This window comes from Pinisolibacter sp. (assembly GCF_036782435.1).
In the GTDB taxonomy this organism is placed as follows: domain Bacteria; phylum Pseudomonadota; class Alphaproteobacteria; order Rhizobiales; family Ancalomicrobiaceae; genus CALBKH01.
In genome coordinates this window covers 1-25,757 of record NZ_DAIPZB010000054.1, presented here as the reverse complement: position 1 = coordinate 25,757, position 25,757 = coordinate 1, and the positions used below count along the sequence as shown (strand labels likewise).

Annotated in this window: 29 protein-coding genes; 15 read left to right on the top strand and 14 right to left on the bottom strand. The window is 69.4% G+C overall.

Features of this window, described 5'->3' with window-relative positions:
- Positions 1-339: 339 nt before the first annotated feature.
- The 4 genes from V7Q42_RS18525 to V7Q42_RS18510 all read right to left on the bottom strand — a co-directional run bounded on the left by V7Q42_RS18525 (position 340) and on the right by V7Q42_RS18510 (position 2,024).
- On the bottom strand, positions 340-870 hold the full coding sequence (locus V7Q42_RS18525) for a GNAT family N-acetyltransferase (protein WP_333825651.1): 531 nt from the start codon (positions 868-870) through the stop codon (positions 340-342).
- Complete coding sequence (locus V7Q42_RS18520; protein ID WP_333825650.1) at positions 858-1,199, bottom strand: type II toxin-antitoxin system TacA family antitoxin; 342 nt, start codon at positions 1,197-1,199, stop codon at positions 858-860. Before V7Q42_RS18520 ends, V7Q42_RS18525 begins: the two co-directional genes overlap by 13 nt.
- A gap of 100 nt (positions 1,200-1,299) precedes the next feature.
- A complete protein-coding gene (locus tag V7Q42_RS18515) occupies positions 1,300-1,728 on the bottom strand; it encodes a type II toxin-antitoxin system VapC family toxin (protein WP_333825649.1) in 429 nt (142 codons plus the stop codon).
- Entirely contained in the window at positions 1,725-2,024 is a 300-nt protein-coding gene (locus tag V7Q42_RS18510) for a hypothetical protein (RefSeq protein WP_333825648.1), read from the bottom strand. Before V7Q42_RS18510 ends, V7Q42_RS18515 begins: the two co-directional genes overlap by 4 nt.
- Positions 2,025-2,137: 113 nt before the next feature.
- On the opposite strand from V7Q42_RS18510, the gene V7Q42_RS18505 reads away from it, so the two are divergent.
- The 5 genes from V7Q42_RS18505 (at position 2,138) to pstB (ending at position 6,523) form a co-directional block, all read left to right on the top strand.
- A complete protein-coding gene (locus V7Q42_RS18505) occupies positions 2,138-2,485 on the top strand; it encodes an ArsC family reductase (RefSeq protein WP_333825647.1) in 348 nt (115 codons plus the stop codon).
- A gap of 152 nt (positions 2,486-2,637) precedes the next feature.
- Entirely contained in the window at positions 2,638-3,678 is a 1,041-nt protein-coding gene (gene pstS / locus V7Q42_RS18500) for a phosphate ABC transporter substrate-binding protein PstS (RefSeq protein ID WP_333825646.1), read from the top strand.
- A gap of 188 nt (positions 3,679-3,866) precedes the next feature.
- Complete coding sequence (pstC, locus tag V7Q42_RS18495) at positions 3,867-4,850, top strand: phosphate ABC transporter permease subunit PstC (RefSeq protein WP_333825645.1); 984 nt, start codon at positions 3,867-3,869, stop codon at positions 4,848-4,850.
- A gap of 9 nt (positions 4,851-4,859) precedes the next feature.
- Positions 4,860-5,696, top strand: coding sequence for a phosphate ABC transporter permease PstA (gene pstA, locus V7Q42_RS18490; RefSeq protein WP_442958231.1), 837 nt, complete (start codon positions 4,860-4,862; stop codon positions 5,694-5,696).
- A 17-nt stretch (positions 5,697-5,713) separates the two neighbouring features.
- Entirely contained in the window at positions 5,714-6,523 is an 810-nt protein-coding gene (gene pstB / locus V7Q42_RS18485) for a phosphate ABC transporter ATP-binding protein PstB (RefSeq protein WP_333825653.1), read from the top strand.
- Between the two features lie 273 nt (positions 6,524-6,796).
- Here the strand turns inward: pstB and V7Q42_RS18480 are convergent, their stop codons facing one another.
- Together V7Q42_RS18480 and V7Q42_RS18475 are read right to left on the bottom strand one after the other, a co-directional pair.
- Complete coding sequence (locus tag V7Q42_RS18480; RefSeq protein ID WP_333825643.1) at positions 6,797-7,291, bottom strand: VOC family protein; 495 nt, start codon at positions 7,289-7,291, stop codon at positions 6,797-6,799.
- A gap of 79 nt (positions 7,292-7,370) precedes the next feature.
- Positions 7,371-7,832, bottom strand: a complete 462-nt coding sequence (locus tag V7Q42_RS18475) for a VOC family protein (protein ID WP_333825642.1) — start codon at positions 7,830-7,832, stop codon at positions 7,371-7,373.
- An 88-nt stretch (positions 7,833-7,920) separates the two neighbouring features.
- Between V7Q42_RS18475 and V7Q42_RS18470 the strand changes: the two genes are divergently transcribed.
- The 5 genes from V7Q42_RS18470 (at position 7,921) to der (ending at position 13,052) form a co-directional block, all read left to right on the top strand.
- Positions 7,921-8,598, top strand: a complete 678-nt coding sequence (locus V7Q42_RS18470; RefSeq protein WP_333825641.1) for a winged helix-turn-helix transcriptional regulator — start codon at positions 7,921-7,923, stop codon at positions 8,596-8,598.
- Between the two features lie 168 nt (positions 8,599-8,766).
- A complete protein-coding gene (locus V7Q42_RS18465) occupies positions 8,767-9,336 on the top strand; it encodes an NnrU family protein (RefSeq protein ID WP_333825640.1) in 570 nt (189 codons plus the stop codon).
- Positions 9,337-9,597: 261 nt separating this feature from the next.
- Complete coding sequence (locus V7Q42_RS18460; RefSeq protein ID WP_333825639.1) at positions 9,598-10,266, top strand: tetratricopeptide repeat protein; 669 nt, start codon at positions 9,598-9,600, stop codon at positions 10,264-10,266.
- Positions 10,266-11,618 carry an outer membrane protein assembly factor BamB family protein gene (locus V7Q42_RS18455; protein ID WP_333825638.1) on the top strand — a complete coding sequence of 451 codons (1,353 nt, stop codon included), beginning with the start codon at positions 10,266-10,268 and terminating at the stop codon, positions 11,616-11,618. The genes V7Q42_RS18460 and V7Q42_RS18455 overlap by 1 nt, the downstream gene beginning before the upstream one ends.
- A gap of 3 nt (positions 11,619-11,621) precedes the next feature.
- Positions 11,622-13,052, top strand: a complete 1,431-nt coding sequence (gene der, locus V7Q42_RS18450; protein ID WP_333825637.1) for a ribosome biogenesis GTPase Der — start codon at positions 11,622-11,624, stop codon at positions 13,050-13,052.
- Between the two features lie 117 nt (positions 13,053-13,169).
- On the opposite strand, the gene V7Q42_RS18445 is transcribed toward der, so the two are convergent.
- From V7Q42_RS18445 to radA, 5 genes are all read right to left on the bottom strand, one after another.
- On the bottom strand, positions 13,170-13,739 hold the full coding sequence (locus tag V7Q42_RS18445; RefSeq protein ID WP_333825636.1) for a manganese efflux pump MntP: 570 nt from the start codon (positions 13,737-13,739) through the stop codon (positions 13,170-13,172).
- Positions 13,740-13,749: 10 nt separating this feature from the next.
- Positions 13,750-14,478 carry an SDR family NAD(P)-dependent oxidoreductase gene (locus V7Q42_RS18440; RefSeq protein WP_333825635.1) on the bottom strand — a complete coding sequence of 243 codons (729 nt, stop codon included), beginning with the start codon at positions 14,476-14,478 and terminating at the stop codon, positions 13,750-13,752.
- 55 nt (positions 14,479-14,533) lie between these two features.
- On the bottom strand, positions 14,534-16,027 hold the full coding sequence (gene purF / locus V7Q42_RS18435; RefSeq protein WP_333825634.1) for an amidophosphoribosyltransferase: 1,494 nt from the start codon (positions 16,025-16,027) through the stop codon (positions 14,534-14,536).
- Between the two features lie 138 nt (positions 16,028-16,165).
- Positions 16,166-16,840 (bottom strand): CvpA family protein, encoded by a 675-nt coding sequence (locus V7Q42_RS18430; protein WP_333825633.1) that lies wholly within the window; start codon positions 16,838-16,840, stop codon positions 16,166-16,168.
- Positions 16,841-17,073: 233 nt separating this feature from the next.
- The gene (radA, locus tag V7Q42_RS18425) at positions 17,074-18,627 is read right to left on the bottom strand and encodes a DNA repair protein RadA (RefSeq protein ID WP_333825632.1); all 1,554 of its coding nucleotides are present in this window, start codon (positions 18,625-18,627) and stop codon (positions 17,074-17,076) included.
- A 172-nt stretch (positions 18,628-18,799) separates the two neighbouring features.
- Between radA and V7Q42_RS18420 the strand changes: the two genes are divergently transcribed.
- Together V7Q42_RS18420 and V7Q42_RS18415 are read left to right on the top strand one after the other, a co-directional pair.
- The gene (locus V7Q42_RS18420) at positions 18,800-19,339 is read left to right on the top strand and encodes an MOSC domain-containing protein (protein WP_333825652.1); all 540 of its coding nucleotides are present in this window, start codon (positions 18,800-18,802) and stop codon (positions 19,337-19,339) included.
- Between the two features lie 105 nt (positions 19,340-19,444).
- Positions 19,445-20,221: an isocitrate lyase/PEP mutase family protein gene (locus V7Q42_RS18415; protein ID WP_333825631.1), complete on the top strand. Its 777-nt coding sequence runs from the start codon at positions 19,445-19,447 to the stop codon at positions 20,219-20,221.
- 3 nt (positions 20,222-20,224) lie between these two features.
- Here V7Q42_RS18415 and V7Q42_RS18410 read toward each other — a convergent pair whose 3' ends face one another.
- Positions 20,225-20,608: a winged helix-turn-helix transcriptional regulator gene (locus tag V7Q42_RS18410; RefSeq protein ID WP_333825630.1), complete on the bottom strand. Its 384-nt coding sequence runs from the start codon at positions 20,606-20,608 to the stop codon at positions 20,225-20,227.
- Between the two features lie 185 nt (positions 20,609-20,793).
- On the opposite strand from V7Q42_RS18410, the gene V7Q42_RS18405 reads away from it, so the two are divergent.
- Positions 20,794-21,345 carry an NAD(P)H-dependent oxidoreductase gene (locus V7Q42_RS18405; RefSeq protein WP_333825629.1) on the top strand — a complete coding sequence of 184 codons (552 nt, stop codon included), beginning with the start codon at positions 20,794-20,796 and terminating at the stop codon, positions 21,343-21,345.
- A gap of 124 nt (positions 21,346-21,469) precedes the next feature.
- Here the strand turns inward: V7Q42_RS18405 and alr are convergent, their stop codons facing one another.
- Positions 21,470-22,603, bottom strand: a complete 1,134-nt coding sequence (alr, locus tag V7Q42_RS18400) for an alanine racemase (RefSeq protein ID WP_333825628.1) — start codon at positions 22,601-22,603, stop codon at positions 21,470-21,472.
- A 172-nt stretch (positions 22,604-22,775) separates the two neighbouring features.
- Here alr and V7Q42_RS18395 point away from each other — a divergent pair, with 172 nt between their 5' ends.
- Positions 22,776-24,026, top strand: coding sequence for an MFS transporter (locus tag V7Q42_RS18395; protein ID WP_333825626.1), 1,251 nt, complete (start codon positions 22,776-22,778; stop codon positions 24,024-24,026).
- 99 nt (positions 24,027-24,125) lie between these two features.
- A complete protein-coding gene (locus V7Q42_RS18390) occupies positions 24,126-24,554 on the top strand; it encodes a DUF1236 domain-containing protein (protein WP_333825624.1) in 429 nt (142 codons plus the stop codon).
- A 130-nt stretch (positions 24,555-24,684) separates the two neighbouring features.
- On the opposite strand, the gene V7Q42_RS18385 is transcribed toward V7Q42_RS18390, so the two are convergent.
- On the bottom strand, positions 24,685-25,757 hold a 1,073-nt coding region (locus V7Q42_RS18385), incomplete at its 5' end, for a replicative DNA helicase (protein ID WP_333825622.1).

Here is a 25,757-nt window from a genome sequence, read left to right as displayed (position 1 = left end):
GTGGCAATCTCCTCAGGCGAAACGCTCATCCGTGATTTTCAAAACGGACTCTTAGGCCGCTCAAGATTCGGAAAGTACAGCATGATGGTCGTCTCTCGATGGCGCCTTGCAGTGAGTTGGTCCACTCAACCCTGCGGCGCGCTCGAAAGAGGGCCTCAGTAAAATTCCATCTTGCCCCGAAGGCTTCACCAGTGTGGACGGTGCGGGAGACGACTCCGCACACAAACTGCGGTCGAGTTTGGCGCGGTCTGTCAAGGTAGACCTGTAGGTATTTCGAGTCGCGTGGGCACATATGCCAGCGATGATCGTGTCGGGGCGCTCCGTAGGCGGTCCACCGCCTCACTCCATCCCCGCCACCACCGTCTCGATCGGCAGAAACAGCACCCGGCTGTCCTCGGGATATTCGATGAATTCCGCACATCGGAGATAGAAGCGTTTCGCCGCGTCGCTCTTGGCGTGGACCAGCACCGCGCCGATGCCGATGCTCTGCGCGGCCTGCGCGATGCGCTGCAGGGCATCCGCGAGGAGATCGGCGCCGAGGCCCTTACCCGCCCAGGCGAGATCGACCGCCAGCCGCCCGATCACCGAGACCGGAACCGCGTCGGGCGCATTGCGCCTGAGCCTGCCCGGCGCCGCAACGCGCTCCACCGAGCCGGCCGACAGGCTGTAGAAGCCGACGACACGCACGCCGTCGCACACGATATAGGTCCGCGAGAACCGGCTCTCGTTCTTGCGCGCACGCTCTCTCAGCCAGTCGTTCAGGGCCGGCTCGCCGCAATCGAAACTCGAGAGGTCGTGGTCCTCCCCGAGCGGGGCCGGCGGCGTCGGACGTCCTTCGGGCCGTTCCGGATCGTCGCCTATCGCCGCCATGCCGGCACCCGCCGCAGCAGAGCCCGCAGCTTCGGCCCCGGCGCGGGCGGCAGATCGAGCGCTTGCACGAAGGCGTCGAACCGGTCGGGCGCGAGGCTGAACAGCCGTTGATCGAGCAACACGTCGATCGCTTGCCGCCGCGCGCTCTCGATCATGAACTCTGTCCGCGTCTTGCCGAGAACAGCGGCAGCATCGTCGATGAGCTGCCGCGTCTGCGCTTCGATGCGCAGGTTGATCGACCCTTTGACCTCGGACGTGAGGGCTCGGTCCGGCTCGGTGGTGAGCAGGGATTCGGAAGGCGAGGCGGGTGAAGTGCGGCCGGTGATCATGGCTGGAGGATGGGTCGATGTATCTACGATGTCAATACGAAAGCATCATGTCCCCTCGGCATTCGGACCGCCCACCCCGCTTCGCCGCCACTCCGCACCCTCACCCCACCCCCATCGGATTCACCGCCTCCACCCCCGCGAAATCCTTCTCGTTCCCCGTCACCACCACACACACGTTCGCCTCGGCCGTGGCGGCGATGATCGTGTCGAGGGCGCTGCGCGGGCGACCGCTCGTCCGGCCTTCCGCCATAAGGCGCGCCCAGGCGAGCGCCGCCGTCTCGTCGAAGGCGAGGATGCGGCCCGCGAACAGCGCCGGCGGCCCCTCTGGACCGGCGAACCACGCCTCGAGTTGATCGCGACGGCGCCCCGAAGGCAGGTCGAGGATGCCGCGCCGGATCTCGGCGATCGTCAGGGCGGAAATGAACAGATCCTCGTCGCGCCGTTCCGCCATCCAGGCGACCAGCGCCGCCGACGGCTCCGGCTTCACCAGATTGCTGAGGATGTTGGTATCGAGCAGCCAGCGCGTCACAGCTCGACCTCACGCCCCGGCTCGAAGGATCGCTCCGGATCGAGGTCGACGCCGACCAACGGCGAGCGCCGCAGTGCCGCGAGAATGCCGCCGGTCTTCGGCGGCTCCCCGCTGATCGACCGCTCAACCTCGCGCCGCAGTCGCTGAGCCTCGGCTCCACCTTCGGCCAACCGCCGCGCCAACCGGCGGATCAACTCGCGATCACCGTCGAGCCCCTGGACCTCGAAGCGAGCGACCCCGCGCTCTTTCAGGCGTAACCTGTGATTCTGGACGGCAAGTCGACCGGCTTTGCTCATGACTTCCCCCCTCGGATGTTTCTGGATATATAACAGGAAATCGAACTCGTCGCCAATGCGAAAGCGGGCGGGTCCGGATAGCCTTCATTCTTCGGAACAAGTTCGGAGCCCCCATGACCCTCCACCTCTTCGGCATCAAGGCCTGCGACACCATGAAGAAGGCCCGCGTTTTCCTCGACGGGCGTGGCGTCGCCTACACCTTCCACGACTACAAGGTCGAGGGCGTCACCGCCGAGCGGTTGGCCGAGTGGGCGGCGAAGGTCGGGTGGGAGAAGCTCCTCAATCGCGCCGGCACCACCTTCCGCAAGCTCCCCGAGGAGGCCCGCGCCGATCTCGACGAGGCCAAGGCCATCGCCCTGATGGTCGCCCAGCCGTCGATGATCAAGCGTCCGGTGGCGACCTTCGGCGAAGAGATCCTCGTCGGCTTTCGCCCCGAGGAGTGGGCGCGCGCGCTCGGCTGACATCCGCCTCGGCGCCGCGCTCGCGTCCACCTTCGGGCACCCTCCGCCGCCGCTGTCACATGCCTGTCATCCACGCGTCATAGACCCGTCCCCGAAAGCCCCCGGGCGGAGCCGGTTCCCGACCGCTGCGCCCCAACCCGGAGACGGACCTCATGTCGAAGATCCACCTCGTCGCCGCCGCCGTCGCGCTCGTCGGCAGCCTCACCGTTCCGGCCCATGCCGGCGACTTCACCGGTGCCGGCGCCACCTTCCCGGCGCCCGTCTATGCGGCCTGGAGCGCCGAGTACAAGGCCAAGACCGGTTCCGCGCTGAACTATCAGGCGATCGGCTCGGGCGGTGGTCAGACCCAGATCCTCAACCGAACCGTCGATTTCGGCGCCTCCGACGCCCCGATGGCGCCGGCCAAGCTCGAGAGCGGCAAGCTGCTGCAGTTCCCGACCGTCGTCGGCTCGGTCGTCGTCATCGTCAACCTCGACGGCGTCGCGGCCGACCAGCTCAAGCTCACCGGCCCGGTCCTCGCCGACATCTACCTCGGCAAGATCGCCAAGTGGAACGACAAGGCGATCGCCGACCTGAACCCCGGCGTGAAGCTCCCCGACCTCGCCATCCTGCCGGTCTACCGTTCGGACGGTTCGGGCACCACCTTCGTCTTCACCTCCTACCTCTCGGCCGTTTCCGCCGATTGGAAGGGTGGCGTCGGTGCCGCCACCTCTGTGAAGTGGGCCGCCGGCAACGGCGCCAAGGGCAACGACGGCGTCGCCGGCATGGTCAAGAACGCCAAGGGCGCGCTCGGCTACGTCGAGTACGTCTACGCCTCGGCCAACAAGCTCACCACCACCTCGCTGAAGAACAAGGCCGGCAAGTTCGTCACCCCGACCGTCCCGGCCTTCCAGGCCGCCGCCGGCGCCGCGGATTGGGACAGTGCCAAGAACTTCGACGCCTCGATGATCGACACCGCCGGCGAGACCGCCTGGCCGATCGTCTCGGCGACCTTCATCCTGCTGCCGAAGGACCCGAAGGACGCGGCGCAGTCCGGTGAGGTGATGAAGTTCTTCGACTGGGCCTATTCGAACGGCGACAAGCTGGCCGAAGACCTGCACTACATCGCCCTGCCCAAGGCCGTGAAGGACCGCGTCCGCGCCGCCTGGAAGGTCGAGATCAAGGACGCTTCCGGCGCCGCCATCTGGAAGTGATCCGGCTTCGTGAACCGATGCTCCCCGCCGACGTGTCTCACGCCGGCGGGGGCGTCTCGTCGTTCTCGCGTCGGCTCCATCCGGATCGGAACGAGCCGAACGACGAGACCTTGATCCGCAAACGAATTCGAGTGGGGCGATCCGATGCGATCGGGTCGTGAGCCGCTCGGAGAACCGGACATGCGCTCGTGACCGTCGACAGCTCCACCGCCCCGACCGTCTCCTCCGTCGCCGCCTCGCTGACGAAACGCGGGCACGTCGACGTCGGTGACGGCGTCTTCCGTTTCGCGCTCAACGCCGCGGCCGTGGCGGTGCTCGTCATCCTCGGCGCGATCGTCGTGCTGCTGTTCAAGGGCGGCTTTCCGGCGCTGAAGGAATTCGGGCTCGGCTTCTTCCTTTCGACAGACTGGAACCCGGTCACCGAGCACTACGGGGCCGGGGTGATGCTCTACGGCACCCTGATCACCTCGCTGATCGCCATGGTGCTGGCCTTCCCGGCCTCGCTCGGCATCGCCCTGTTCCTCACCGAAGTGGCGCCGGAGCGGTTTCGCCGGCCGATCGGCACGGCGATCCAGCTGCTCGCCGCCATCCCCTCGATCATCTACGGCATGTGGGGCTTCTTCGTCGTCTCGCCGCTGATGGCCTCGACCGTCCAGCCCTTCCTCACCTCGATCTTCGGACCGATCCCGTTGATCGGTATGCTCTTTTCCGGCGCCCCCGTCGGTACCGGCATCCTCACCGCCGGCCTGATCCTGGCGCTGATGATCATGCCCTTCATCACCGCGATGTTCGTCGAGATCTTCACCTCGGTACCGCCGGTGTTGAAGGAGGCGGCCTACGGCGTCGGCGCCACCATGAACGAGGTGTTCCGAGCCGTGACCATCCCCTACGGCCGCACCGCGCTGGTCGGCGCGGTGATGCTCGGCCTCGGCCGCGCGCTGGGCGAGACCATGGCGGTGACCTTCGTCATCGGCAACGCCAACCGCATCGCCGCGACGCTCTATTCGCCCGGCGCCTCGATCGCCTCGACCATCGCCAACGAGTTCCCCGAGGCCGGCCCCGGCTCGATGAAGCTCCACGCGCTGCTCGAGCTCGGCTTCTCGCTCTTCGTCATCTCCTTCCTGGTGCTGGCCCTGGCGCGAGCGCTGGTCCGCAACCGTATGGAGGGCTGAGCCGTGAAGATGCTCGATCGCCGCCTCCTCACCGATCGGATCGTCCGCATCGTCGCCTCGATCCTCGCCCTGCTGGCGCTGGTTCTCCTCGCCTGGATCCTGTGGACGCTGGTCTGGCGCGGCGCCACGGCGCTGTCCCTGTCGGTCTTCACCGAGCCGACGATGCCGCCCGGCCGCAACGGCGGCCTCGCCAACGCGGTGGTCGGCTCGCTCATCCAGGTGGCCATCGGCCTCGCCATCGCCACGCCGATCGGACTTCTCGCCGGCACCTGGCTCGCCGAGGTGGGCCGCGGCCGCTTCGCCGACGCGGTGCGCTTCGTCAACGACGTACTGCTCTCGGCGCCGTCGATCCTCATCGGCCTCTTCGTCTACGAGCTCTTGGTGAAGCCCTTCGCCGGCTTCTCGGCGATCGCCGGTTCGGCGGCATTGGCGGTGCTGATCCTGCCGGTGGTGGTGCGCGCCACCGAGGACATGCTGCGCCTCGTCCCCGGATCGCTGCGTGAAGCCGCCTTCGCCCTCGGCGCTTCGCATCACTCGGTGGTGGTGCACGTGCTGTGGCGCGCCGCGCGCGCCGGCATCGTCACCGGCATCCTGCTCGCCGTCGCCCGCGCCGCCGGTGAGACCGCACCGCTGCTCTTCACCTCGCTCGGCAACCTCGGTTGGTCGTTCGATCTCGACAAGCCGATGGCCAGCCTGCCGGTGACCATCTATCAATACGCCGGAAGCCCCTTCGACGAATGGGTGGCGCTCGCCTGGGCCGGCGCTCTGGTGATCACCGTGGGTGTCCTCGCCCTCAACATCCTGTCTCGCGTCGTTCTGGCGCCGCGCGGAAAGGCTTCGAAATGAACATCGAACTCTCCGAAATGTCCGAGCAGCTGCGCCAGCGGCGCGCCGCCGCCATCGACGACGGGCGTGAAGCGGCGACCAAGATCTCGATCGAGGCGCTCGACTTCTTCTATGGCGACAGCAAGGCGCTGCACACCATCGACATGAAGATCCCGGAGAAGCGGGTCACGGCGATGATCGGCCCGTCGGGTTGCGGCAAGTCGACCCTGCTGCGCGTCCTCAACCGCATGTACGACCTCTATCCGGGTCAGAAGGCGGTGGGAAAAGTGCTGCTCGACGGCGAGGACATCCTCTCCCCCGACGTGCCGGCGGCGGCGCTGCGGCGGCGGGTCGGCATGGTGTTCCAGAAGCCGACGCCCTTCCCGATGTCGATCCGCGACAACATCGCCTTCGGCATCAAGCTCGGCGAGCGGGTCTCCAAGTCCGAACTCGACGACCGCATCGAATGGTCGCTGACCAAGGCGGCGCTGTGGAACGAGGTGAAGGACCGCCTGCACTCCTCCGCCGTCGGTCTCTCCGGCGGTCAGCAGCAGCGCCTGTGCATCGCCCGTACCGTGGCGGTGAAGCCGGAAGTGGTGCTCCTCGACGAGCCGACCTCGGCTCTCGACCCGATCTCGACCGCGCGCATCGAAGAGCTGATCGACGAGCTCAAGTCCGAGTTCACCATCGTCATCGTCACCCACAACATGCAGCAGGCGGCGCGCTGCTCCGACATGACCGGCTTCTTCCTGCTCGGCAAGCTGATCGAATTCGGCCAGACCTCGGACATCTTCACCGCGCCGAAGGACGAACGCACCCAGGACTACATCACCGGCCGCTTCGGCTGATCGACGGGTGCCGTCGAATATCACGAAGGCCGCGATCCGGCTCTCCGGATCGCGGCCTTCGTGCGTTCGAGCGCGGTGGTTCCGGGAACATCGGCCGCGGGTGTCGTTCGAGCGTGGGCGATGGTTCGAGACGCGTGGCTTCGCCACGCTCCTCACCATGAGGGGCTCGCTTTCGAGACGATTTCCTCGAGAGCCTCATCCTGAGGAGCGCCGCGGGCGCGTCTCGAAGGATGGCGCATCGAGCCCCGGCGCGGATCGAACGAACGAGCCCGCTCATCCCGCCCAGGCGGCCTCGAGCGTGGCGAGGTCGAGTTTGGTCATCGGCAGCAGCGCCCGCATCACCCGCGCCGCGCGCTCGGGGTCGCCGCCGCCCATCAGGCGGCCCATGTCGCGCGGCACCACCTGCCACGACACGCCGAAGCGGTCCTTCAGCCAACCGCAGCGCTGCGCCGCCGGATCGCCACCGTCGGTGAGGCGCTCCCAGTAGCGATCGATCTCGTCCTGGTCGTCGCAATGGATCTGGAACGAGATCGCCGGCGAATGGGTGAATTGCGGCCCGCCGTTGAGCGCCGTGAATTCGATGCCGCCGATGCGGAAGGTCACCACCATGGGCGTGCCCTCGCGACCCTCGTGCGCCGGAAAGTCGCTCTCGGGATAATCGGCGCCGCCGCCCATCTCGCCGTCGAAGACCGAGACGTAGAATCGCGCCGCCGCTTCGGCGTCGCGATCGAACCACAGGCAGGGGATGATCCGGACGAAGTCGGCCATGGAGGTCTCCGGTCGCTTGCGAAGGGTGAGGGAAGGGGGAGGAAAGGGGGAGGAAAGGGGGAGGAAAGGGGGAGGCGGGTCACCGCGCCTCGAGTTTCGCCATCACCTCGGCGTCGTCGTGCCGCTCGTCGGTGACACCCTTCTCGGCGAAGGCCGGATCCATCCAGGCGATCTCCCAGACGTGGCCGTCGAGGTCGTCGAAGGCGCGCATGTACATGAAGCCCATGTCCATCGCCGAGCGATCCTCGCGCCCGCCCGCCGTCACCGCCGCGTCGACCAGACGGTCGACCGCCTCCCGGCTCTCCATCGACAGGCAGTTGCGCACTTCGGTCACCGCATGCGCGTCCGCCGTCGGCTTGGTGCAGAAGGTGGCGAAGAACGGCTCGATCAGCAGCATGACGACGATGCGCTCGGAGATCACGATCGACGTCGCCTTGTCGTCGCTGAACCGCGGATCGACACTGTAGCCGAGGGCCAGATAGAACGCCTTCGACGCTTCGAGATCGGCGACCGGCAGGTTCACGAAGATCATCTGCGCCATGCTATCCTCCCCCGAACGAAGTCGGTATCATTACGATATTTGAAGATCCTATTTTAGGAGTAAAATCCTGTCAATCGAGGAGACCGGTGTGGCGGAACGTCCGAACCGGCGGCGCTACGACGACGGTTGCGCCGCCGCCCATGCGTTGGATCTGATCGGCGAGCGTTGGGCGCTGCTCGTCGCCCGCGAACTCATGCTCGGTCCGCGCCGCTTCACCGATCTCAAGGCGGCGTTGCCCGCCATCTCGCCCAACGTCCTCACCCAACGGCTGGAGGAGATGGAGGCCGCGGCCATCCTGACGCGCCGCCGCCTGCCGCCGCCCGCCGCTGCCGCCGTCTACGAACTGACCGCGTGGGGCTACGAACTCGAACCGCTGATCCAGGGCATCGGCCGCTGGGCGGCGCGCTCGCCGACGCTCGCCCCCGGCAAGCCGATGAGCATCGCCTCGGTGGTCCTGTCGTTCCGCACCATGTTCGACCCCGACCGCGCCGGCGACCTCGATGCGGTGATCGATTTCGTCTTCGGCGTCGAGAGCTTCACCGCCCGCATCGCCGGCGGCACCTTCTCGATCCTGCCCGGCCGCGCGACGAAGCCCGACGCCGTGGTGACCTGCGACCAGAACGCCCTGGCGGCGGTGGTCTACGCCGGCCTGCCGCTCGACGCGGCGATCACCGCCGGCGACATGGCGATCACCGGCGATCGCGACGCCCTGCGCCGCTTCGCCGATCTCTTCCCGCTCCCCGAACGGGCGCCGGGGGTGGCGTGAGCCTCTTCGGCGACGGGTGGAACGAAGGTCCGGCCCCCGCGCCGACGCATTCGGACCACGAGGTCGTGATCGACCACTCCGTGTGATCCCCGCCCGGCGGACGTATCGTCACGGACCTTCGGCGGCTCCCGTCGTAGGATGCGAGAATCAGCGCCACGGAGATCTCCGATGAAGTTCCTCGTCCTCGGCCTCGCCCTTTTCATCCTCGTCCACACCGTGCCGATGGTGCCGAGCCTGCGCGCCGCCTTCGTCGCTCGCCTCGGCGACAACGGCTGGCGCGGCGTCCATACGCTCGTCTCGGCCGTCGGCCTCGGGTTGATCATCTGGGGGTTCGGTCGGGCGCGCGCCGAAGGCGCCCCGGTCTGGTTCGAGAGCGAGAAGGGGATGCGCCACGCCACGCTCCTCGTCCTCGCGCCGGTCTTCCCGCTGCTCTTCGCCACGTACCTGCCGGGGTGGATCAAGGGGCGCGTCGTCCATCCGATGCTGACGGCGACCATCCTGTGGGCGGTCGGCCATCTCCTCTACGTCGGCTCGGCTCCGGCCGTGACCCTCTTCGCCGCCTTCGCCGTCTGGGCGCTCGCCGACCGCATGTCGCTGGCGCGCCGCAAGCCCGGACGTCCCGAGGTGCCGCCCTTCGGCCGCAACGACGTGATCGCGATCGTCGCGGGTCTGACCGTCTACGGCGCCTTCCTCTGGCGCGTCCACCTGTGGCTGATCGGCGTCTCTCCGCTGGGATGATCGCAAGACTGTGACCGGGACGCACCTCTGCCGCAAAAAGGCGCCGATTGGTCGCCAAGAGCGGGACATCCCGCGTCGCCGCCGACGCCTTTCCCGACACCGCCCCTTTGCGGCTGGACCAGGGAACGGCTATGGTGCGGCGCATCCGGCAAGCTGCGGCTTCGCCGGCCGTTCGGTGTCGTGCTTTCAAACCGCTCGACATGAGATCAATCTCGATCGCCCCGACCCCGGTCGCGGCGCCGGCCCGGTGGGCGGAGTTCGATGGCCGACATCTTCAATGAAATCGACGAGGAACTGAGAAACGAGCAGATCCGCAAGCTGTGGGATCGCTACGGGGTTCTGGTTCTGGCGATGGCGGTGGCCATCGTCGTCGTCGTCGCCGGCTGGCGCGGCTACGAATACTGGCGGACGATCCAGGCGCGCGCCCAGGGCGACGCCTTCGCAGCCGCCATGCGTCTCGCCCGGACCGGGGCCCTCGCAGAAGCGGAGGAGTCGTTCCGCGGTCTCGCCGAGACCGGATCCGGCGGCTATCCGACGCTCGCCGCGTTGCGCGCCGCCGCGACCCTGGCCGACAAGGGTGACGCCACCGGGGCGATCAAGGCCTTCGACGCGGTCGCCGCCGATCAGAAGACGTCGCCGATCTTCGCCGACGTGGCGCGCATCCGCGCCGCCTACCTCGCCCTCGACGAGGAGGAGCGTGCGGCGGTGGAGGCGCGCGTCGCGCCGCTCGCCCTCGCCGGCAAGCCCTTCCGTCATTCCGCCCGCGAGATCCTGGCTCTTTCCGCCTGGAAGGCGGGCGACCTCGCCACCACCTCCAAGTGGATCGAGACGGCGGAAACCGATCCCGAGACGCCGCGCGATCTCGTCGATCGCCTCGCCGTACTGAGCGCCCTGGTTCGGGGTTCCGCTGCCACTGGAAAGGCCGAGTGATGTCGAAGTTCCTGCGCTTGGCGCTGATCGCGGCTCTGACCGTCCCCGCAGCCGGCTGCTCGTCCACCGACGACATCCAGGACGCCATCTCGGCGATCAACCCCTTCGGCGAATCGAAGAAGGCGCTGCCGGGTGAGCGTCAGCCGGTGATGTCCGATCTCAGCCCCGGCCAACTGGCCAAGAACAAGCCGGTGGTGATCCCCGGACCGCATGCGGTCTCCTCCTGGGGTGGCGTCGGTGGTCCGGCCGGCAACGCCGCCGGTCACGTCGCGCTGGACGGCAGCGGCACCTCGCGCGTCTGGTCGACCCACGCCGCCGACACCGGGACCGGTGGCATGCTGCGCGGCGACGTCCGCGCCTTCGCCGGACCGGTCGCCGCCGGTGGCCGTGCCTTCGTTCTCGGCCCGTCGGGTCACGTCACCGCCGTGTCGCTCGCCGGCGGCACCGCCTGGCGCGTCAGCGTGCGTCCGAACGACATCGACGAGCCGGCGACCACCGGCGGCGTCGCCACCGACGGCTCGCGCGTCTATGCCGGCACCGCCTACGGCAAGCTGATGGCGCTCGACGCCGACAGCGGCGCGGTGGTCTGGGACGTCAAGCTCCCCGAACCGGCGCGCAGCGCCCCGACCGTCTCCGACGGCAAGGTCGTCGTCGTCACCCAGGCCAGCACCGTCGTCGCCCACAATGTCGCCGACGGCACCGAGGCCTGGACGTGGCGCGGTACGCCGGAGATCGGCAACCTGCTGTCCTCCGCCAATCCCGCCATCGCGAACGGCATCGCCGTGGTGCCCTTCACCTCCGGTGAACTGGTGGCGCTCGAGATGAAGTCGGGCAAGGTGTTGTGGAACGACACGCTGGCCCGCGCCTCCCGCACCTTCGCGGTGTCGGGCCTCGCCACCATCGCCGCCAGCCCGGTGATCGCCGACGGCGTCGTCTACGCGACCGGCGTCGGCTCCCGCACCGTGGCGATCGAACTGAAGTCCGGCGCCCGCCTGTGGGACGTCGCCTTCGGCTCGGCTCACACGCCCGCCGTCGCCGGCAACGCCGTTTTCCTGGTCGACCTCGACGACAACCTGACCGCGCTCGATCGCAAGACCGGCGAGGTCCTGTGGGCGACGCATCTGCCCGTCACCAAGACCAAGAAGAAGCGCACCCATTGGGCCGGCCCGGTGCTCGCCGGCGGCTCGCTGTGGCTGGTCTCCAACGAGGGCGGCATGATCGGCGCCGATCCGACCTCCGGCCGCATCACCGCGACCCAGAGCGGCCACACGCCGGCGATGGTGCAGCCGATCGCGGTGTCGGGGAAGATCCTGGTGCTCGACGCCTCCGGCAACCTCACCGCCTACGAGTGAGTCATGCCGGCAACCGTGGTCATCGTCGGCCGACCCAACGTCGGCAAGTCGACGCTCTTCAATCGCCTCGTCGGCAAGCGGCTGGCGCTGGTCGACGACACGCCGGGCGTCACCCGTGACCGCCGACCCGGCGAGGCGAAGCTCGGCGACCTGAGCTTCACCATCGTCGACACCGCCGGTCTCGAAGAGGCCGACGCCGAGAGCCTGTCCGGCCGCATGCGCGCCCAGACGGAAGAAGCGATCCGCCTCGCCGACGTGGTGCTCTTCGTCATCGACGCGCGCACCGGCCTGCTGCCGATCGACCGCTCCTTCGCCGACCTCCTGCGCCGCGTCGACGTGCCGGTGATCCTTCTCGCCAACAAGGCCGAGGGGCGCGTCGGCGAGGCCGGCGCCTGGGAGGCCTACGAACTCGGCTTCGGCGATCCCGTCGCCATCTCCGCCGAGCACGGCGAAGGCATGGCCGATCTCCATGCCGCGCTGATGCCGCACGTCGACGCGATCGCCGACGAGGAGGCGGAAGCCAACGTGCCGGTCGCGCCCGACACCGTCGACGACGTGTCGGAGGAGGACGAGGAAGCGGCCGAAGCCGCGGCCGAGGCGAAACGCCGGGCGATGCCGCTGCGCGTCGCCGTCACCGGCCGCCCCAACGCCGGCAAGTCGACGCTGATCAACTCGCTGATCGGCGAGGACCGCATGCTGACCGGTCCCGAGGCCGGCATCACCCGTGACTCGATCTCGGTCGACTGGGAATGGCGCGGCCGCAAGGTCAAGCTCTTCGACACCGCCGGCCTGCGTCGCAAATCGCGCGTCCAGGACAAGCTCGAGAAGCTGTCGGTCGCCGATGCGATCCGTGCCGTCCGCTTCGCCGAAGTGGTGGTGGTCTGTCTCGACGCCACCATCCCCTTCGAGAAGCAGGACCTGCAGATCGTCGATCTGGTGGTCAAGGAGGGTCGCGCCCTCGTCATCGCCCTCAACAAGTGGGACCTGATCGAGGACCGATCCGCCGCCTGGGCCGCCATGCGCGAGACCTGCGATCGTCTGCTGCCGCAGGTGCGCGGCGTGCCGCTCGTCCGCATCTCCGGCCTGATGGGCGACGGGCTCGACGAGCTGATGAAGGCGGTGGAGAACGCCCACCGCACCTGGAACGCCCGCGTCTCGACCTCGCGGCTGAACCGCTGGCTGGAGACCGTGCTGGAGCGCCACCCGCCGCCGGCGGTGTCGGGACGGCGCCTCAAGATCCGCTATGTCACCCAGGCCAAGACCCGGCCGCCGCACTTCGTCGTCTTCTGCTCGCGCCCCGAGGTGCTGCCGGAGAGCTACGTGCGCTACCTCACCAACGACCTGCGCGACCGCTTCGGCCTCGCCGGCGTGCCGCTGCGCGTGTCGCTCAGGGCCGGCGACAACCCGTATCACGACAAGTCCGGGCGGCGCTGAGCGAAGCGAACCGGACCGGCGGCGCTTCCGCGAGCACGGGCGGACGTTCGTCGTGGTCGGTGCACCTCGCTGCGCTCGGCGGAACCCTACGCGAACCACCGCTCACACGCCTCGACGTCACCCCATCGTGTGGCTGTAGAGGATCCCGCAGCCGAGCAGACCGAGACCGACGCCGGCGACGATCTCGGCACGCCGGCCGAAGCGGTCGCCGATCGCCTTGCCGGCGTACATGCCGATCGACGCCATGGTGAAGGTGGTGAGGCCGATGATCGGCGCGGCGACGCGGATGTCGACCTCGAGCAGCGCCAGAGACACGCCGACCACCATCGAATCGATCGACGTGCCGACCGCGGTGATCACGAGCAACAGCGGCGAGCCCTTTTCCGCCTCCGCCGCGTCCTCCACGTCGTCGTCCTCGAAGGCCTCCCACACCGTGTGGCCGCCGACGCCGACGAGCAGCACGAAGGCGATCCAGTGGTCGATCGCCTCGACGTAACCGGCGAAGGCGGTGCCGAGCAGCCAACCGACGATCGGCGCCGACATTTCGACGAGGCCGAAGACGAGCCCGGTGCGCATCGCCAGGGCGGTGCTCGGCCGTTCCGGCGCGACGACGCCCCGTCCGATCGCGGCGGCGAAGGCGTCGATCGACAGCCCGAGGGCGAGCAGGACGAGGGCGAGAAGCGACATCGTGGTGCGATCAGGCGAGCCAGTCGCCGGTCGGGTGGTTCCACACCCGGCCGCTGTCCTCGAGCGCCGGCGAGATCAGCCGCATCACGGTCGGCACCAGAACGTCCGGGCGGTCGAGCGTCTCGGCGTCCTCGCCGGGCATCGCCTGCGCCCGCATCGCGGTCCTGAGCGGTCCGGGGTTGAGCAGGTTCGCCTTGATCGAGGTGATCTCGCTCTCCCGCGCCCAGGTGACGACCATCGCCTCGAGCGCCGCCTTGGAGACCGCGTAGGGGCCCCAGAAGGCGCGGATGCGATGGGCCGCACCCGAAGAGAGGAACACCGCGCGTCCCGCGTCGGAGCGGCGCAGCAGCGGATCGAGCGAACGGATCAGGCGCCAGTTGGCGGTGACGTTGACCGCCATCACCTTGTCCCAGTCCTTCGGCGCGATGTGGCCGAGCGGCGAGATCGGACCGAGGATGCCGGCGTTGCCGACGAGGATGTCGAGCTTGCCGTGGCGCTCGTAGAGCGCCGCACCGAGCCGGTCGAGGGCGTCGAAATCGGTGAGGTCGAGCGGCACCAGCGTCGCCGTGCCGCCGAAGCCGCGGATCTCGTCGTCGAGTTCCTCGAGCCCGCCGACGGTGCGCGCCAGCGCCACGACATGCGCTCCGGCCCGGGCGATCTCGCGGGCGAGCACGTAGCCGATGCCGCGCGAGGCGCCGGTGACGACGGCGATGCGTCCGTCGAGGGGTCTGTCGGTCATGGACGGTGCACTCCGGTCGGTTCGGCGCGAGGGCGGGAGGGGCGGGCGATCCGGATCACAGCGACTCGACCAGGAGGTCGAGCGTGCGGACGTCGCCGGTCAGCGCCCGGTCGGTGAGCCGCGTCGGATAGTCCCCGGTGAAACAGGCGTCGCAGAACTGCGGCGACGGATCGTTGCGCTTCGGCTCGCCGACGGCGCGATAGAGGCCGTCGATCGAGAGGAAGGCGAGACTGTCGACGTTGATGTAGGCGGCCAGTTCCTCGAGGCTCATGCGCGCCGCGATGAGCTTGGCCTTCTCCGGCGTGTCGACACCGTAGAAGCAGGGGTCGGTGGTCGGCGGCGAGGCGATGCGCATGTGCACCTCGCTCGCCCCGGCCTCGCGCACCATCTGCACGATCTTCTGCGAAGTGGTGCCGCGCACGATCGAATCGTCGACCAGCACCACCCGCTTGCCCTCGATCACCGCCCGGTTGGGGTTGTGCTTGAGCTTCACCCCCATGTGGCGGATGGCGTCCGTCGGCTGGATGAAGGTGCGCCCGACGTAGTGGTTGCGGATGATGCCGAGATCGAAGGGCAGATGCGCCGCTTCGGCGAAGCCCATCGCTGCCGGCGTGCCCGAGTCCGGCACCGGGATCACCACGTCGGCCGCCGCCGGCGCCTCGCGCGCCAGCTCCTGGCCGATGCGCTTCCTCACCGCATAGACCGACGTTCCGGAGAACACCGAATCGGGGCGGGAGAAGTAGACGTATTCGAAGATGCAGAAGCGCGACGCCGTCTTGATGAAGGGACGGATCGACTCGATGCCCTCGTCGGTGATCACCACCATCTCGCCCGGTTCGATCTCGCGGATCACCCGGCCGCCGATGATGTCGAGGGCGCAGCTCTCCGACGCCAGCACGAAATAGCCGTCGACGTCGCCGAGGATCAGCGGACGTACGCCCTGCGGATCGCGCACGCCGATCATCTTCTTCTCGGAGAGGGCGACGAAGGCGTAGGCGCCCTCGATCTGCCGGAGCGCGTCGACGAAGCGATCGACCAGCGGCCCCTTCGACGAGGTCGCGACGAGATGCAGCACCGTCTCGGTGTCGGAGGTCGACTGGAAGATCGAGCCGCGCACCTGGAGCTGGCGCTGCAGCGTCAGCGCATTGGTGAGGTTGCCGTTGTGGGCGACGGCGAAACCGCCGCCGTGGAACTCGGCGAACAGCGGCTGGACGTTGCGCAGCACCTGTCCGCCGGTCGTCGAATAGCGGGTGTGGCCGATCGCCCGGTTGCCCTTGAGGCGGGCCATCACCGCCGGCTTGGCGAAATTGTCGCCGACCAGGCCGATGTGGCGCTCGACGTGGAAATGCTGGCCGTCATAGGTGACGATGCCGGCCGCCTCCTGGCCGCGATGCTGGAGCGCATGCAGGCCGAGAGCGGCGAGCGCCCCCGCCTCCGGATGGCCGTAGACGCCGAAGACGCCGCACTCCTCGTGGAGATGGTCGTCGCAGCCGAAGGGAGACCCGTGGGCCTCGTCGGGCGAGAACGCGTCCGCATCGCGATCCGGCATCTGTCGCTACTCCTGTCCGTCCGTGCCGCCCCCGGTCTCGGGTCGAGGGTCGGCGGAGTGTGGAGGGTGGCCGTAAAACGCTCGGGACGCCGTCCTGATCGGAAGCGCCCCGGATCCACCCGTCTCGTCGTCTCGTCCTCAGGGCGCCGGCTTCGCCGTCGTCCCGATCATCTGCTCCAGTTGCCGCTTGTCGCCGTTGCGATAGAGCGGCGTCGCGGCGTCCGTGCTCTTCTGCGGCTGGGCGAGCGGCTTGCCGGGCTCGGCCGGCTCCTGCGGCGTGCCGTCCTCCGGCCCGCGCTTCTTCTTCAGATACTTCTGCAGCTCTTCTTCGGCGTTCTCGGGCAGCACCGCGAGCAGCCGTTCGCCGAGATAGTCGACGATCGGCTTCGATTTCGCCGCCGACACCCACTTGGGCTGCTGCGGCGCCGGAACGAACCAGTTGAAGAACTGCATCGCCACGACGATCAACAACAGACCGCGCGCCGCGCCGAACAGGAAGCCGGCCGAGCGATCGAGCGCACCGAAAGAAGAATCGAGCACGAAGTCCGAGATCTTCATGGTGATCCAGCTGACCACCAGCAGGGTGACGACGAAGAGCCCGATCACCGTGACGCCGAGCGCGACGTTGTCGTTCGGCACATAGGCCTTCACCGTCGGCAGGAGCTGCTTGTGGAAGAGGAAGGCGACCCCGGCCGCCGCCACCCAGGAGGCGATCGACAGCACTTCGCGCAGAAAGCCGCGATACATGGCGAGCAGCGCCGACACCAACATCACCACGATGACGATGCCGTCGAGGAGCGTGATGAAGTCCATCGTCCGAACCCAGCCTCGTTCGTCGTGGTCCGCCGGCGCCGCCCCGCCCTTCGGACCCGGTTCATGGGCGAAGAACCCGCCCGGTCCTTCCACCCTCTTCGCCGCGATCGTCGAGCGTCGCGAACCCGTCGTTTCGATACGCGAGCCGATCGCCTCGGTCCAGTGCGAATTCGCGTCGGAGCGTCGCACGCCCGATCACGAGCGCGTCGGCGTGCCTGCTTTCCGAGCCGCTCTCAGCGACCGAAGGCCCGCATCGACCCTCGTCCCTCACCCTCCGACCGGCCGCCGCCGCGCCCCTCGCGCTCGCCGCCGCGCCCTTCACGTTCGCCGATCGGCGCCCGATGGACGAGCCCGCCGGCGCCCGCGGCGATGCGGGCGACGAGGTCGGCGAGGGCCTGCAACTCGGCCAGCTCGAGGCCGGGAACCGCCGCCGATCCGACCGATTTCGCGCCCTCGCGGGGTGTCCGTCCGCCTGTCGCCTCGAGATTGCCGGCCGGCAGCATGGCCGAGCGGAAGCCGAGGCGCTCGGCCTCCTTGAGCCGCGCATCGGCCCGCGACACCGGCCGGATCGAACCCGAAAGGCCGATCTCGCCGAAGAACACGCTCTCGCCCGACAGCGCCACGCCGGCGAGCGAGGAGACGAGCGCCGCCGCCACGGCCAGATCCGCCGCCGGTTCGGCGATGCGCAAACCCCCGGCGACGTTGAGATAGACGTCGTGTTGGCCGAGCCGGACCCCGCAATGCGCCTCCAGCACGGCGAGGATCATCGACAGCCGATTGCCGTCCCAGCCGACCACGGCGCGCCGCGCCGTGCCGAGCGAGGTCGGCGCGACCAGCGCCTGGATCTCGATGAGGAGCGGCCGCGATCCCTCCATGCCGGCGAAGACGGCGGTGCCGGGCGAGCGCCCGTCGCGTTCGCCGAGGAACAGCTCCGACGGGTTGGCGACCTCGCGCAGCCCCGCGCCGGTCATCTCGAAGACGCCGATCTCGTCGGTCGCGCCGAACCGGTTCTTCACCGAACGCAACACCCGGAAGCGCTGGGCGTCGTCGCCCTCGAAATAGAGCACGGCATCGACCATGTGCTCGACGACGCGGGGGCCGGCGATCTGCCCGTCCTTGGTGACGTGGCCGACGAGCACGACGGTGGCGCCCGACGATTTCGCCCAGCGGATCAGAGCCTGCGCCGCGGTTCTGACCTGGGTGACCGTGCCCGGCGCCGATTCGGCCAGCTCCGTCCACAGCGTCTGGATCGAATCGATCACCACGAAGGCCGGTACCGGCCCGGCCGAGAGCGTGGCGAGAATGTCTTCGACCGAAGTTTCCGCCGCCAGCGCCACCGGCGCCGCCGAGAGCCCGAGCCTCTCGGCGCGGAGCCGCACCTGCCCGATCGCCTCCTCGCCCGAGACGTAGACGACGCGGTGGCCTGCCTGCGCCATCGCCGCCGCCGCTTGGATGAGCAGCGTCGACTTGCCGATCCCCGGATCGCCGCCGACCAGCAGCGCCGAGCCGCGGACGAAGCCGCCGCCGGTCACCCGGTCGAGTTCGGCGATCCCCGAGGCGAGACGTGGCGCCTCCTTGGCCTCGCCGGAGAGCGCCACCAATGGCACCACGCGCCCGCGTTTGGCCGACACCGAGACGCCCGCCGGCGCACCACCGACGCCGCCCGCGCCGCCGTCGACCTCCTCGACGATGGTGTTCCACTCGCCGCAACCGTCGCAACGCCCGGCCCATCGCGCCGTGACCGACCCGCAGTTCTGGCAGACGAAACGGGTGGTGCGCTTGGCCATGCGGTCTCCAGAGATTCCCGATCCGGATTCGATCGTCGGAGATTGGCACGATGTTCCTGTTTTGTACAGGGTGACATTCCCCGCTTTCCCCGGAAATCGTGTGCCTCCGTCACGCCGCCGTCACCTTCGTGCGCGAAGGGCGCGACGCGACGGGGAGGGCAGGGGCATGACGATGGGGCGGGTGATCTCGGTGGCGGCCGACGGCGGCCATCGCTTCTCCAAGCGGGTGACGCCGGCGATCCGCCTGCTGACCGGCCTCGGCGTCGAGGGCGACGCTCATTGCGGCGTCACGGTCAAGCATCGATCGCGCGTCGCCGCCGATCCGACCGCGCCCAATCTGCGCCAGGTGCATCTGGTTCAGGGCGAGCTCTTCGACGAGCTGCGACCGCGGGGTTTCGATCTCGCCCCCGGCGATCTCGGCGAGAACATTCTCACCGGCGGTCTCGATCTTCTCGCCCTGCCGCGTGGCGCCCGGCTGGCGATCGGTTCGACGGCGATCGTCGAACTGACCGGCCTGCGCAACCCCTGTGGCCAGATCGAGAATTTTCGGAAGGGTCTGCTCGCCGCCGTCCTCGATCGCGCTGCCGACGGCTCGCTCGTCCGCAAGGCCGGGGTGATGGCGATCGTCGTCGCCGGCGGTGAGGTCGCCCCCGGCGACACGATCACCGTGACCCTGCCGGCCGAGCCGTGGCAGCGGCTGGAGCGGGTCTGAACCACCGACGAGCATCGCCGCCGGCGCCGCGGCCGGCTCGGAGCGGCTTGACGGGGAAGCGAATTCGGTCAATATGTTCTGCATATGTTCCATGGAGGAGCGACGATGGTCACGGTCGAGGCGAAGCGCCGGCGGTTCCGCGAGCTGCACCGCGACGGCTGTTTCGTCCTGCCCAATCCCTGGGATGTCGGCAGCCTGCGGCGGCTCGAGGCGGCGGGCTTTCCGGCGGTGGCGACGACCAGTTCCGGGCTCGCGTGGTCGCTCGGCAAGGCGGACGGCGAGGTCGGCTTCGACGAGGTCGTCGCCCACTTGCGGGCGCTCGTTGCGGCGACCGATCTGCCGGTCAACGCCGACTTCGAGGACGGTTACGCCGTCGATCTCGCCGGCCTCGGCCGCAACGTCGCCGCGGCGGTGGCGACCGGCGTCGCCGGTCTGTCGATCGAGGACCAGCGCGGCGACCGGCTGTTCGATCGCGTCGAGGCGGCGGAGCGCATCGCAGCCGCCCGCCGGGCGATCGACGCCATCGACCCCGCCGTCGTCCTCGTCGGCCGCGCCGAGGGCCTCCTGCTCGGCACCGCGGCGCTCGACGACACCATCGCCCGCCTCGTCGCCTATGCCGAGGCCGGCGCCGACTGCCTCTATGCGCCCTGCGTCACCGACCTCGGCGCCGTCGCCGAGATCGTTGCGGCGGTGGCGCCGAAACCGGTCAACGTGCTGCTCTGGGGCGAGGCGATGCGGGTCGCCGATCTGGCGGCATGCGGCGTCCGCCGTGTCAGCCTCGGCGGTGCGCTCGCCGCTGCGGCCCGGCGCGGCTTCGAAGCGGCGGTCCGCCTCCTCGTCGAGGAGGGGCGAGTGGCGCCGCGCGAGCCGGCCTTCCGCTGAGCCTCACAGCGCCGGCTGCGCCGACGGCGGCACATAGGCCGCCCGCGCCGCCCGCACGGCGTCGTGGTTGTCGATCGCCCAGCGGATCATCTCGCCGAGCGGCACCAGCATCGAGATGCCGAGGTCGGTGAGCGTGTAGTCGACCCGCGGCGGAATGGTCGGGAAGACGCGGCGTGAGACGAGCCCGTCCTGTTCGAGCCGCCGCAACGTCTGGGCGAGCATGCGTTGGGAAATGTCGGGGATCCGCGCCCGGACTTCGCTGAAGCGCAGCGTGCCGCCTTCGAGTTCCTTCATGACCAGCGCCGTCCATCGGTCGCCGAGCCGGTCGAGCACGTCCCGGATCGGGCAGTCGCCGGCGTCGCAGGCGGTCGAACGATGCAGCGTCATGGGGTGGCCTCGCGGGATCGTAGGGGCGGTGACGGCCGCCTTCCTCGGTTACGCCGATGATACCGACTGACTTTTCCCGCCCTCCTTGCGGCGTTCGGAGGGGTAGGTATCGAATATTTACCGACATACGAATTGTAAGTCGAACGCAAACACACCGACCGATATCGAATGGAGACCGATCAGCCATGTCCGGCAAGACCCTCGTCGTCCTCGCCCATCCAGACCTCGCCCGCTCGAAGGTCAACGCCGCCTGGGCCGCGGCACTCGCCGCCCATTCCGACCGCGTCACCGTCCACGACCTCCATGCCGCCTATCCGGATGGCGTGATCGACGTCGCCGCCGAACAGGCGCTGCTGCGCACCCATGATCGGGTGATCTTCCAGTTCCCGATGTTCTGGTTCGCCACCCCGCCGCTGCTCAAGCGTTGGTTCGACGACGTGCTCGCCTACGGCTTCGCCTACGGCCCCGGCGGCGATGCGCTGGAAGGCAAGGCGATCGGCGTCGCGGTCTCGACCGGCGGCAAGGCCGAAGCCTATCGCGCCGGCGGACAGAACGCCTGGACTCTCGACGAGCTGCTGCGGCCGATCCAGGCGACCGCCCGCTTCTGCCGCGCCGACTATCTGCCGCTGTTCACGCAGCAGGGCGCGATGTGGGGGCTCTCGGAGGACGAGATCGCCGCCTCCGCCCGTGCCTATGCGGCCCATGTGCTCGGCGAGCCGGCAGCGCTCGCCGCCTGACGCGGCGATGCGGAACTCGGAGGATCTCATCCGAGTTCCGTGTTCCCCTCATCGAAAAGAGCTTTCCGAACAAGGGGTTCTTCGATCCCTGGGATTCCGTGCGCGAGGGCGCTCCGGCCCGTCCTCACCCGCCCCGATGGATGCGCGCGTAGCGCCGGCCGAGGCTGGTCAGCACCTCGTAGTCGATGGTGCCCATCCGCGCCGCGGCCTCCTGGACGGTGACGTGCTCGCCGATCAGCTCGATCATGTCGCCGCGCTTCGCCTCCGGCACGTCGGTGACGTCGACCGCCATCAGGTCCATCGAGATGCGCCCGACGAGCGGCACCATCCGGCCGTGCAGGTGGCCGTGGGCGCCGGGCGCGCCGTCGGCGGAGGAGGCGGCGCGGTGGAAGCCGTCGGCATAGCCGACCGAGAGGATGGCGAGCCGCGACGGCCGCCGCACCGTCTGGCGCGCCCCGTAGCCGACCGTCTCGCCGGGCGGAACGTCGCGGATCTGCAGGATCCTCGCCTCGAGCCGCGCCACGGCCTTCATCGGCGTCGCCTCGCCCGAGACGATCGCCCCGCCGTAGACGGCGATCCCCGGCCGGACGAGGTCGAAGTGGTAGTCGGGTCCGAGGAAGACGCCGGAGGAGTTGGCGAGCGACGCCGCGATCCCGGGGAAGAGCGCCCGGGCCTCGCGGAAGCGGGCGAGTTGTGTGGCGTTGAGCGGATGGTTCGGTTCGTCGGCGCAGGCGAGGTGGCTCATCACCAGGACGAGCCCGGCCGCCTCCACCGCGGATGCGTCGGCGGCGAAGGCGCGGGCTTCGGCGAGCGACAGGCCGTGGCGGTTCATGCCGGTGTCGACGTGCAGCGCCGCCCCGACCATCGTGCGCGATGCGCGGCGAAAGGCCGTCCAATCGGCGATTTCCGCCGGCGAGCCGAGGACGGGGAAGAGGCGATGCGCCGGGTAGACGCATTCCTCGGCGGCGGTAAGACCGTTGAGGACGAAGATCCGCGCTTCCGGGTGATGAGCGGCGTCGAGCACGGCGCGAAGTTCGACGCCTTCGCCGACATGGGCGACGAAGAAGGTGCGGCAACCGTCGGCGAGAAGGGCACGAGCGACCGGTGCGAGTCCGACGCCGTAGGCATCGGCCTTGACCACGCCGGCGACTTCGACACCGGCGCCGACCCGCGCCGCGATCGACCGCCGATTGGCGACGAGGGCGTCGAGATCGAGGGTGAGCCGGGCGGGCGGAACGGGAACGGGAGCATCGGTCATCGTCCGGACAGGGGAGAGGCAGCGCCCCCCGGTGTCAAGCCCGTCGAGTGGAGGGGTCGCCGCCGCCGCGACCCGGCCATGCGGCGGGCGAGACTGGTATCGGCGGGAAGACGCGCTATGACGGAAGGATCCCGAGACCGGCCGCGTGCCGGAAACCTTCGCCCGAGACCCGATGTCGCCCGATCGCGGTTCGCCCCCCGTCCTCCCGCCCGCCGCCGCCCCGCCGGCCGAACGCGTCTGGACGCGCCGCGGCACGCCGGCCTATGTGCGGATCAACTGGGCGCTGTTCCTCTCCGGCTACGCCGTTTTCTCGCAGATCTACTGCACCCAGCCGTTGCTCCCCGTCCTCGCCGAACATTTCGGCGTCGGCGCCGCGACAAGCTCGCTCGCCCTGTCGCTGACCACCGGCTTCCTCGCCGTATCGATCTTCGTCGCCGGGGCGCTGTCGGAATCGGTCGGCCGCAAGACGCTGATGTTCGCCTCTCTGGTCGCCGCCGCCGTGCTCGAACTCACCGCGGCGGTCGCGCCCTCCTGGCATCTCCTGCTGATCATCCGGGCGCTCGAGGGCGTGGCGCTCGGCGGCGCCCCGGCGGTCGCCATGGCCCATCTCGCCGAAGAGATCGAGCCCGCCGGCCTCGGCACCGCCATGGGCCTCTACATCGGCGGCAACGCGCTCGGCGGCATGGCCGGCCGCGTCTTCACCGGCCTCGTGGCGGAAGTCGCGGACTGGCGTTGGGCGCTGGCGGTGATCGGCGGCCTCGGCCTCGCCTCGGCGATCGGCTTCCTGGTGCTGCTGCCGCCGTCGCACAATTTCGTGCCGCGCCCCACCCGCCCGCTCTCCGCCCATCTCGCCACCTGGGGCCGGCATCTGGCGAACCCGGCGCTGGCGCTGGTCTTCGCCATCGGCTTCCTGGCGATGGGCGGCTTCGTCACCACCTACAATTACATCGGCTTCCGCCTCGCCGACCCGCCCTTCGATCTCGGGCAGGCGGCGGTCGGCTCGATCTTCGTCGTCTATCTCTTCGGCATCCTCGCCTCGCCGCTCGCCGGCCGCGCCGCCGACCGCTTCGGCCGCGCCCCCGTCATCGTCGCCGGCACGGCGCTCTCCGCCCTCGGCCTCGCGGCCACCTGGCCCGACTCGCTCGCCGCCATCGTCGTCGGCATCGCGCTCTTGACCGCCGGCTTCTTCGCCGCCCATGCCGCGGCCAGCGGCTGGATCGGCCTCCTCGCCCGCGGCGACCTCGGCCACGCTTCGTCGCTCTACCTCTTGGCCTACTACCTCGGCTCGTCCGTCGCCGGCTCGCTCGGTGGGGTGTTCTGGACCGGCCTCGGCTGGGGCGGGATCATCGGGTTCGTCGGCGCGCTCCATCTCGCGACCGGGCTGCTGGCGCTCCGGCTCTACGCGCGTCGCCGCACCTCCTGAGCCGGCCGAGGCCTCGGTGGCGGAACCATTCCGCTGCCGCGGCGTTCATTTCCCGACGCCGCCCGACGGTCGGGCGGCAACCTCGGGAGATCTGAAGACATGAAGATCATGGCCACTACGACCGCCGTCGCGGTCCTCGCCTCCCTCGCCTTCGCCTCGCCGGCCTCGGCCGACCAGTCCGGCGGTGGCGCCCTCGGCGGCGCCGCGGCCGGAGCGGTGGGCGGAGCCATCATCGGCGGTCCGGTGGGCGCGGTGATCGGCGGCGTCGCCGGCGCCGTGGGCGGCGCCACCATCGGTACCATCGCCGCCGACGATCAGGTCTACGTCCGCACCTACGTCGAGAAGCATCCGCGCGACAATGTGGTGGTGAAGGAGCCGATCGTCATCGGCAAGCCGCTGCCGAGCTCGGTCACGGTCTATGAGATCGAGGGCAATCCGAAGCTCGCCGGCTACCGTTACGCCTATGTCAACCAGAACTACGTGCTGGTCGACGGCGACGGCATGGTGGTGGGCACCATCGTCCACTGACGCCGAGCGACGTCGGCGGGGCCTCTCGCCCCGCGGCGGGACGGCTCGAAAGGGCGGCGGTCGCGGCGACGCGGCCGCCGTTCGCCCGTTCCCACTTCGCTGCGATCCCCCTCGAATGCGCCCGCAGCGATCACTCCCGCCGTTCGGGCAGGTGATCGTCGCGGATGAGGTCGGAGAAGCGGGTGAACTCGCCGGCGAAGTGCAGTTCGACCGAGCCCGTCGGCCCGTGGCGCTGCTTGCCGACGATCACCTCGGCGATGCCGCGCATCCGGTTGAACTTCTCCTCCCACTTGAACCAGACGTCGGTGCCCTTCTCCTGCGGCTCCTGGTTCTTGAGGTAGTACTCCTCGCGATAGACGAACATGACGACGTCGGCGTCCTGCTCGATCGAGCCGGATTCGCGCAGGTCCGCGAGCTGCGGCCGCTTGTCGTCGCGGTTCTCCACCTGACGGGAGAGCTGGGACAGCGCCACGATCGGAACGTTCAGCTCCTTCGCCAGCGCCTTCAGGCCGGTGGTGATCTCGGTGATCTCCTGGACGCGGCTGTCGCCCTTGCGCGCCGACCCGGTGAGGAGTTGCAGGTAGTCGACGATCAGCACGTCGAGGCCGCGCTGGCGCTTGAGCCTGCGGGCGCGCGCCGCCAGCTGGGCGATCGAGATGCCGCCGGTCTGATCGACCCACAGCGGGATCGACTGCATGGTCTGCGCCGCGCCCACCAGCTTCTCGAACTCCGCGTCGGTGATGTCGCCGCGACGGATCTTGTTCGACGGGATCTCGGCCTGTTCGGAGATGATACGGGTGGCGAGCTGTTCGGAGCTCATTTCGAGCGAGAAGAAGCCGACCGCGCCGCCGTCGACCGTCTTCATCGTGCCGTCCGGCTGTTCCTCGGCGCGATGGGCGGCGGCGATGTTGAAGGCGATGTTGGTGGCGAGCGACGTCTTACCCATCGCCGGGCGGCCGGCGAGGATGACGAGGTCGGAGCGCTGCAACCCACCGAGGCGGGCGTCGAGGGAGGCGATGCCGGTGGAGATGCCCGAGAGCTTGCCGGCGCGCTGGAACGCCGCCGCCGCCATCTCGATCGAGCCGCGCAGCGCGTCGGAGAACGAAACGAAGCCGCCGTCGTAGCGCCCCTGTTCCGCCAGTTCGAACAGCCGCCGCTCGGCGTCCTCGATCTGGGCGCGCGGCGGCATGTCGACCGGCGCGT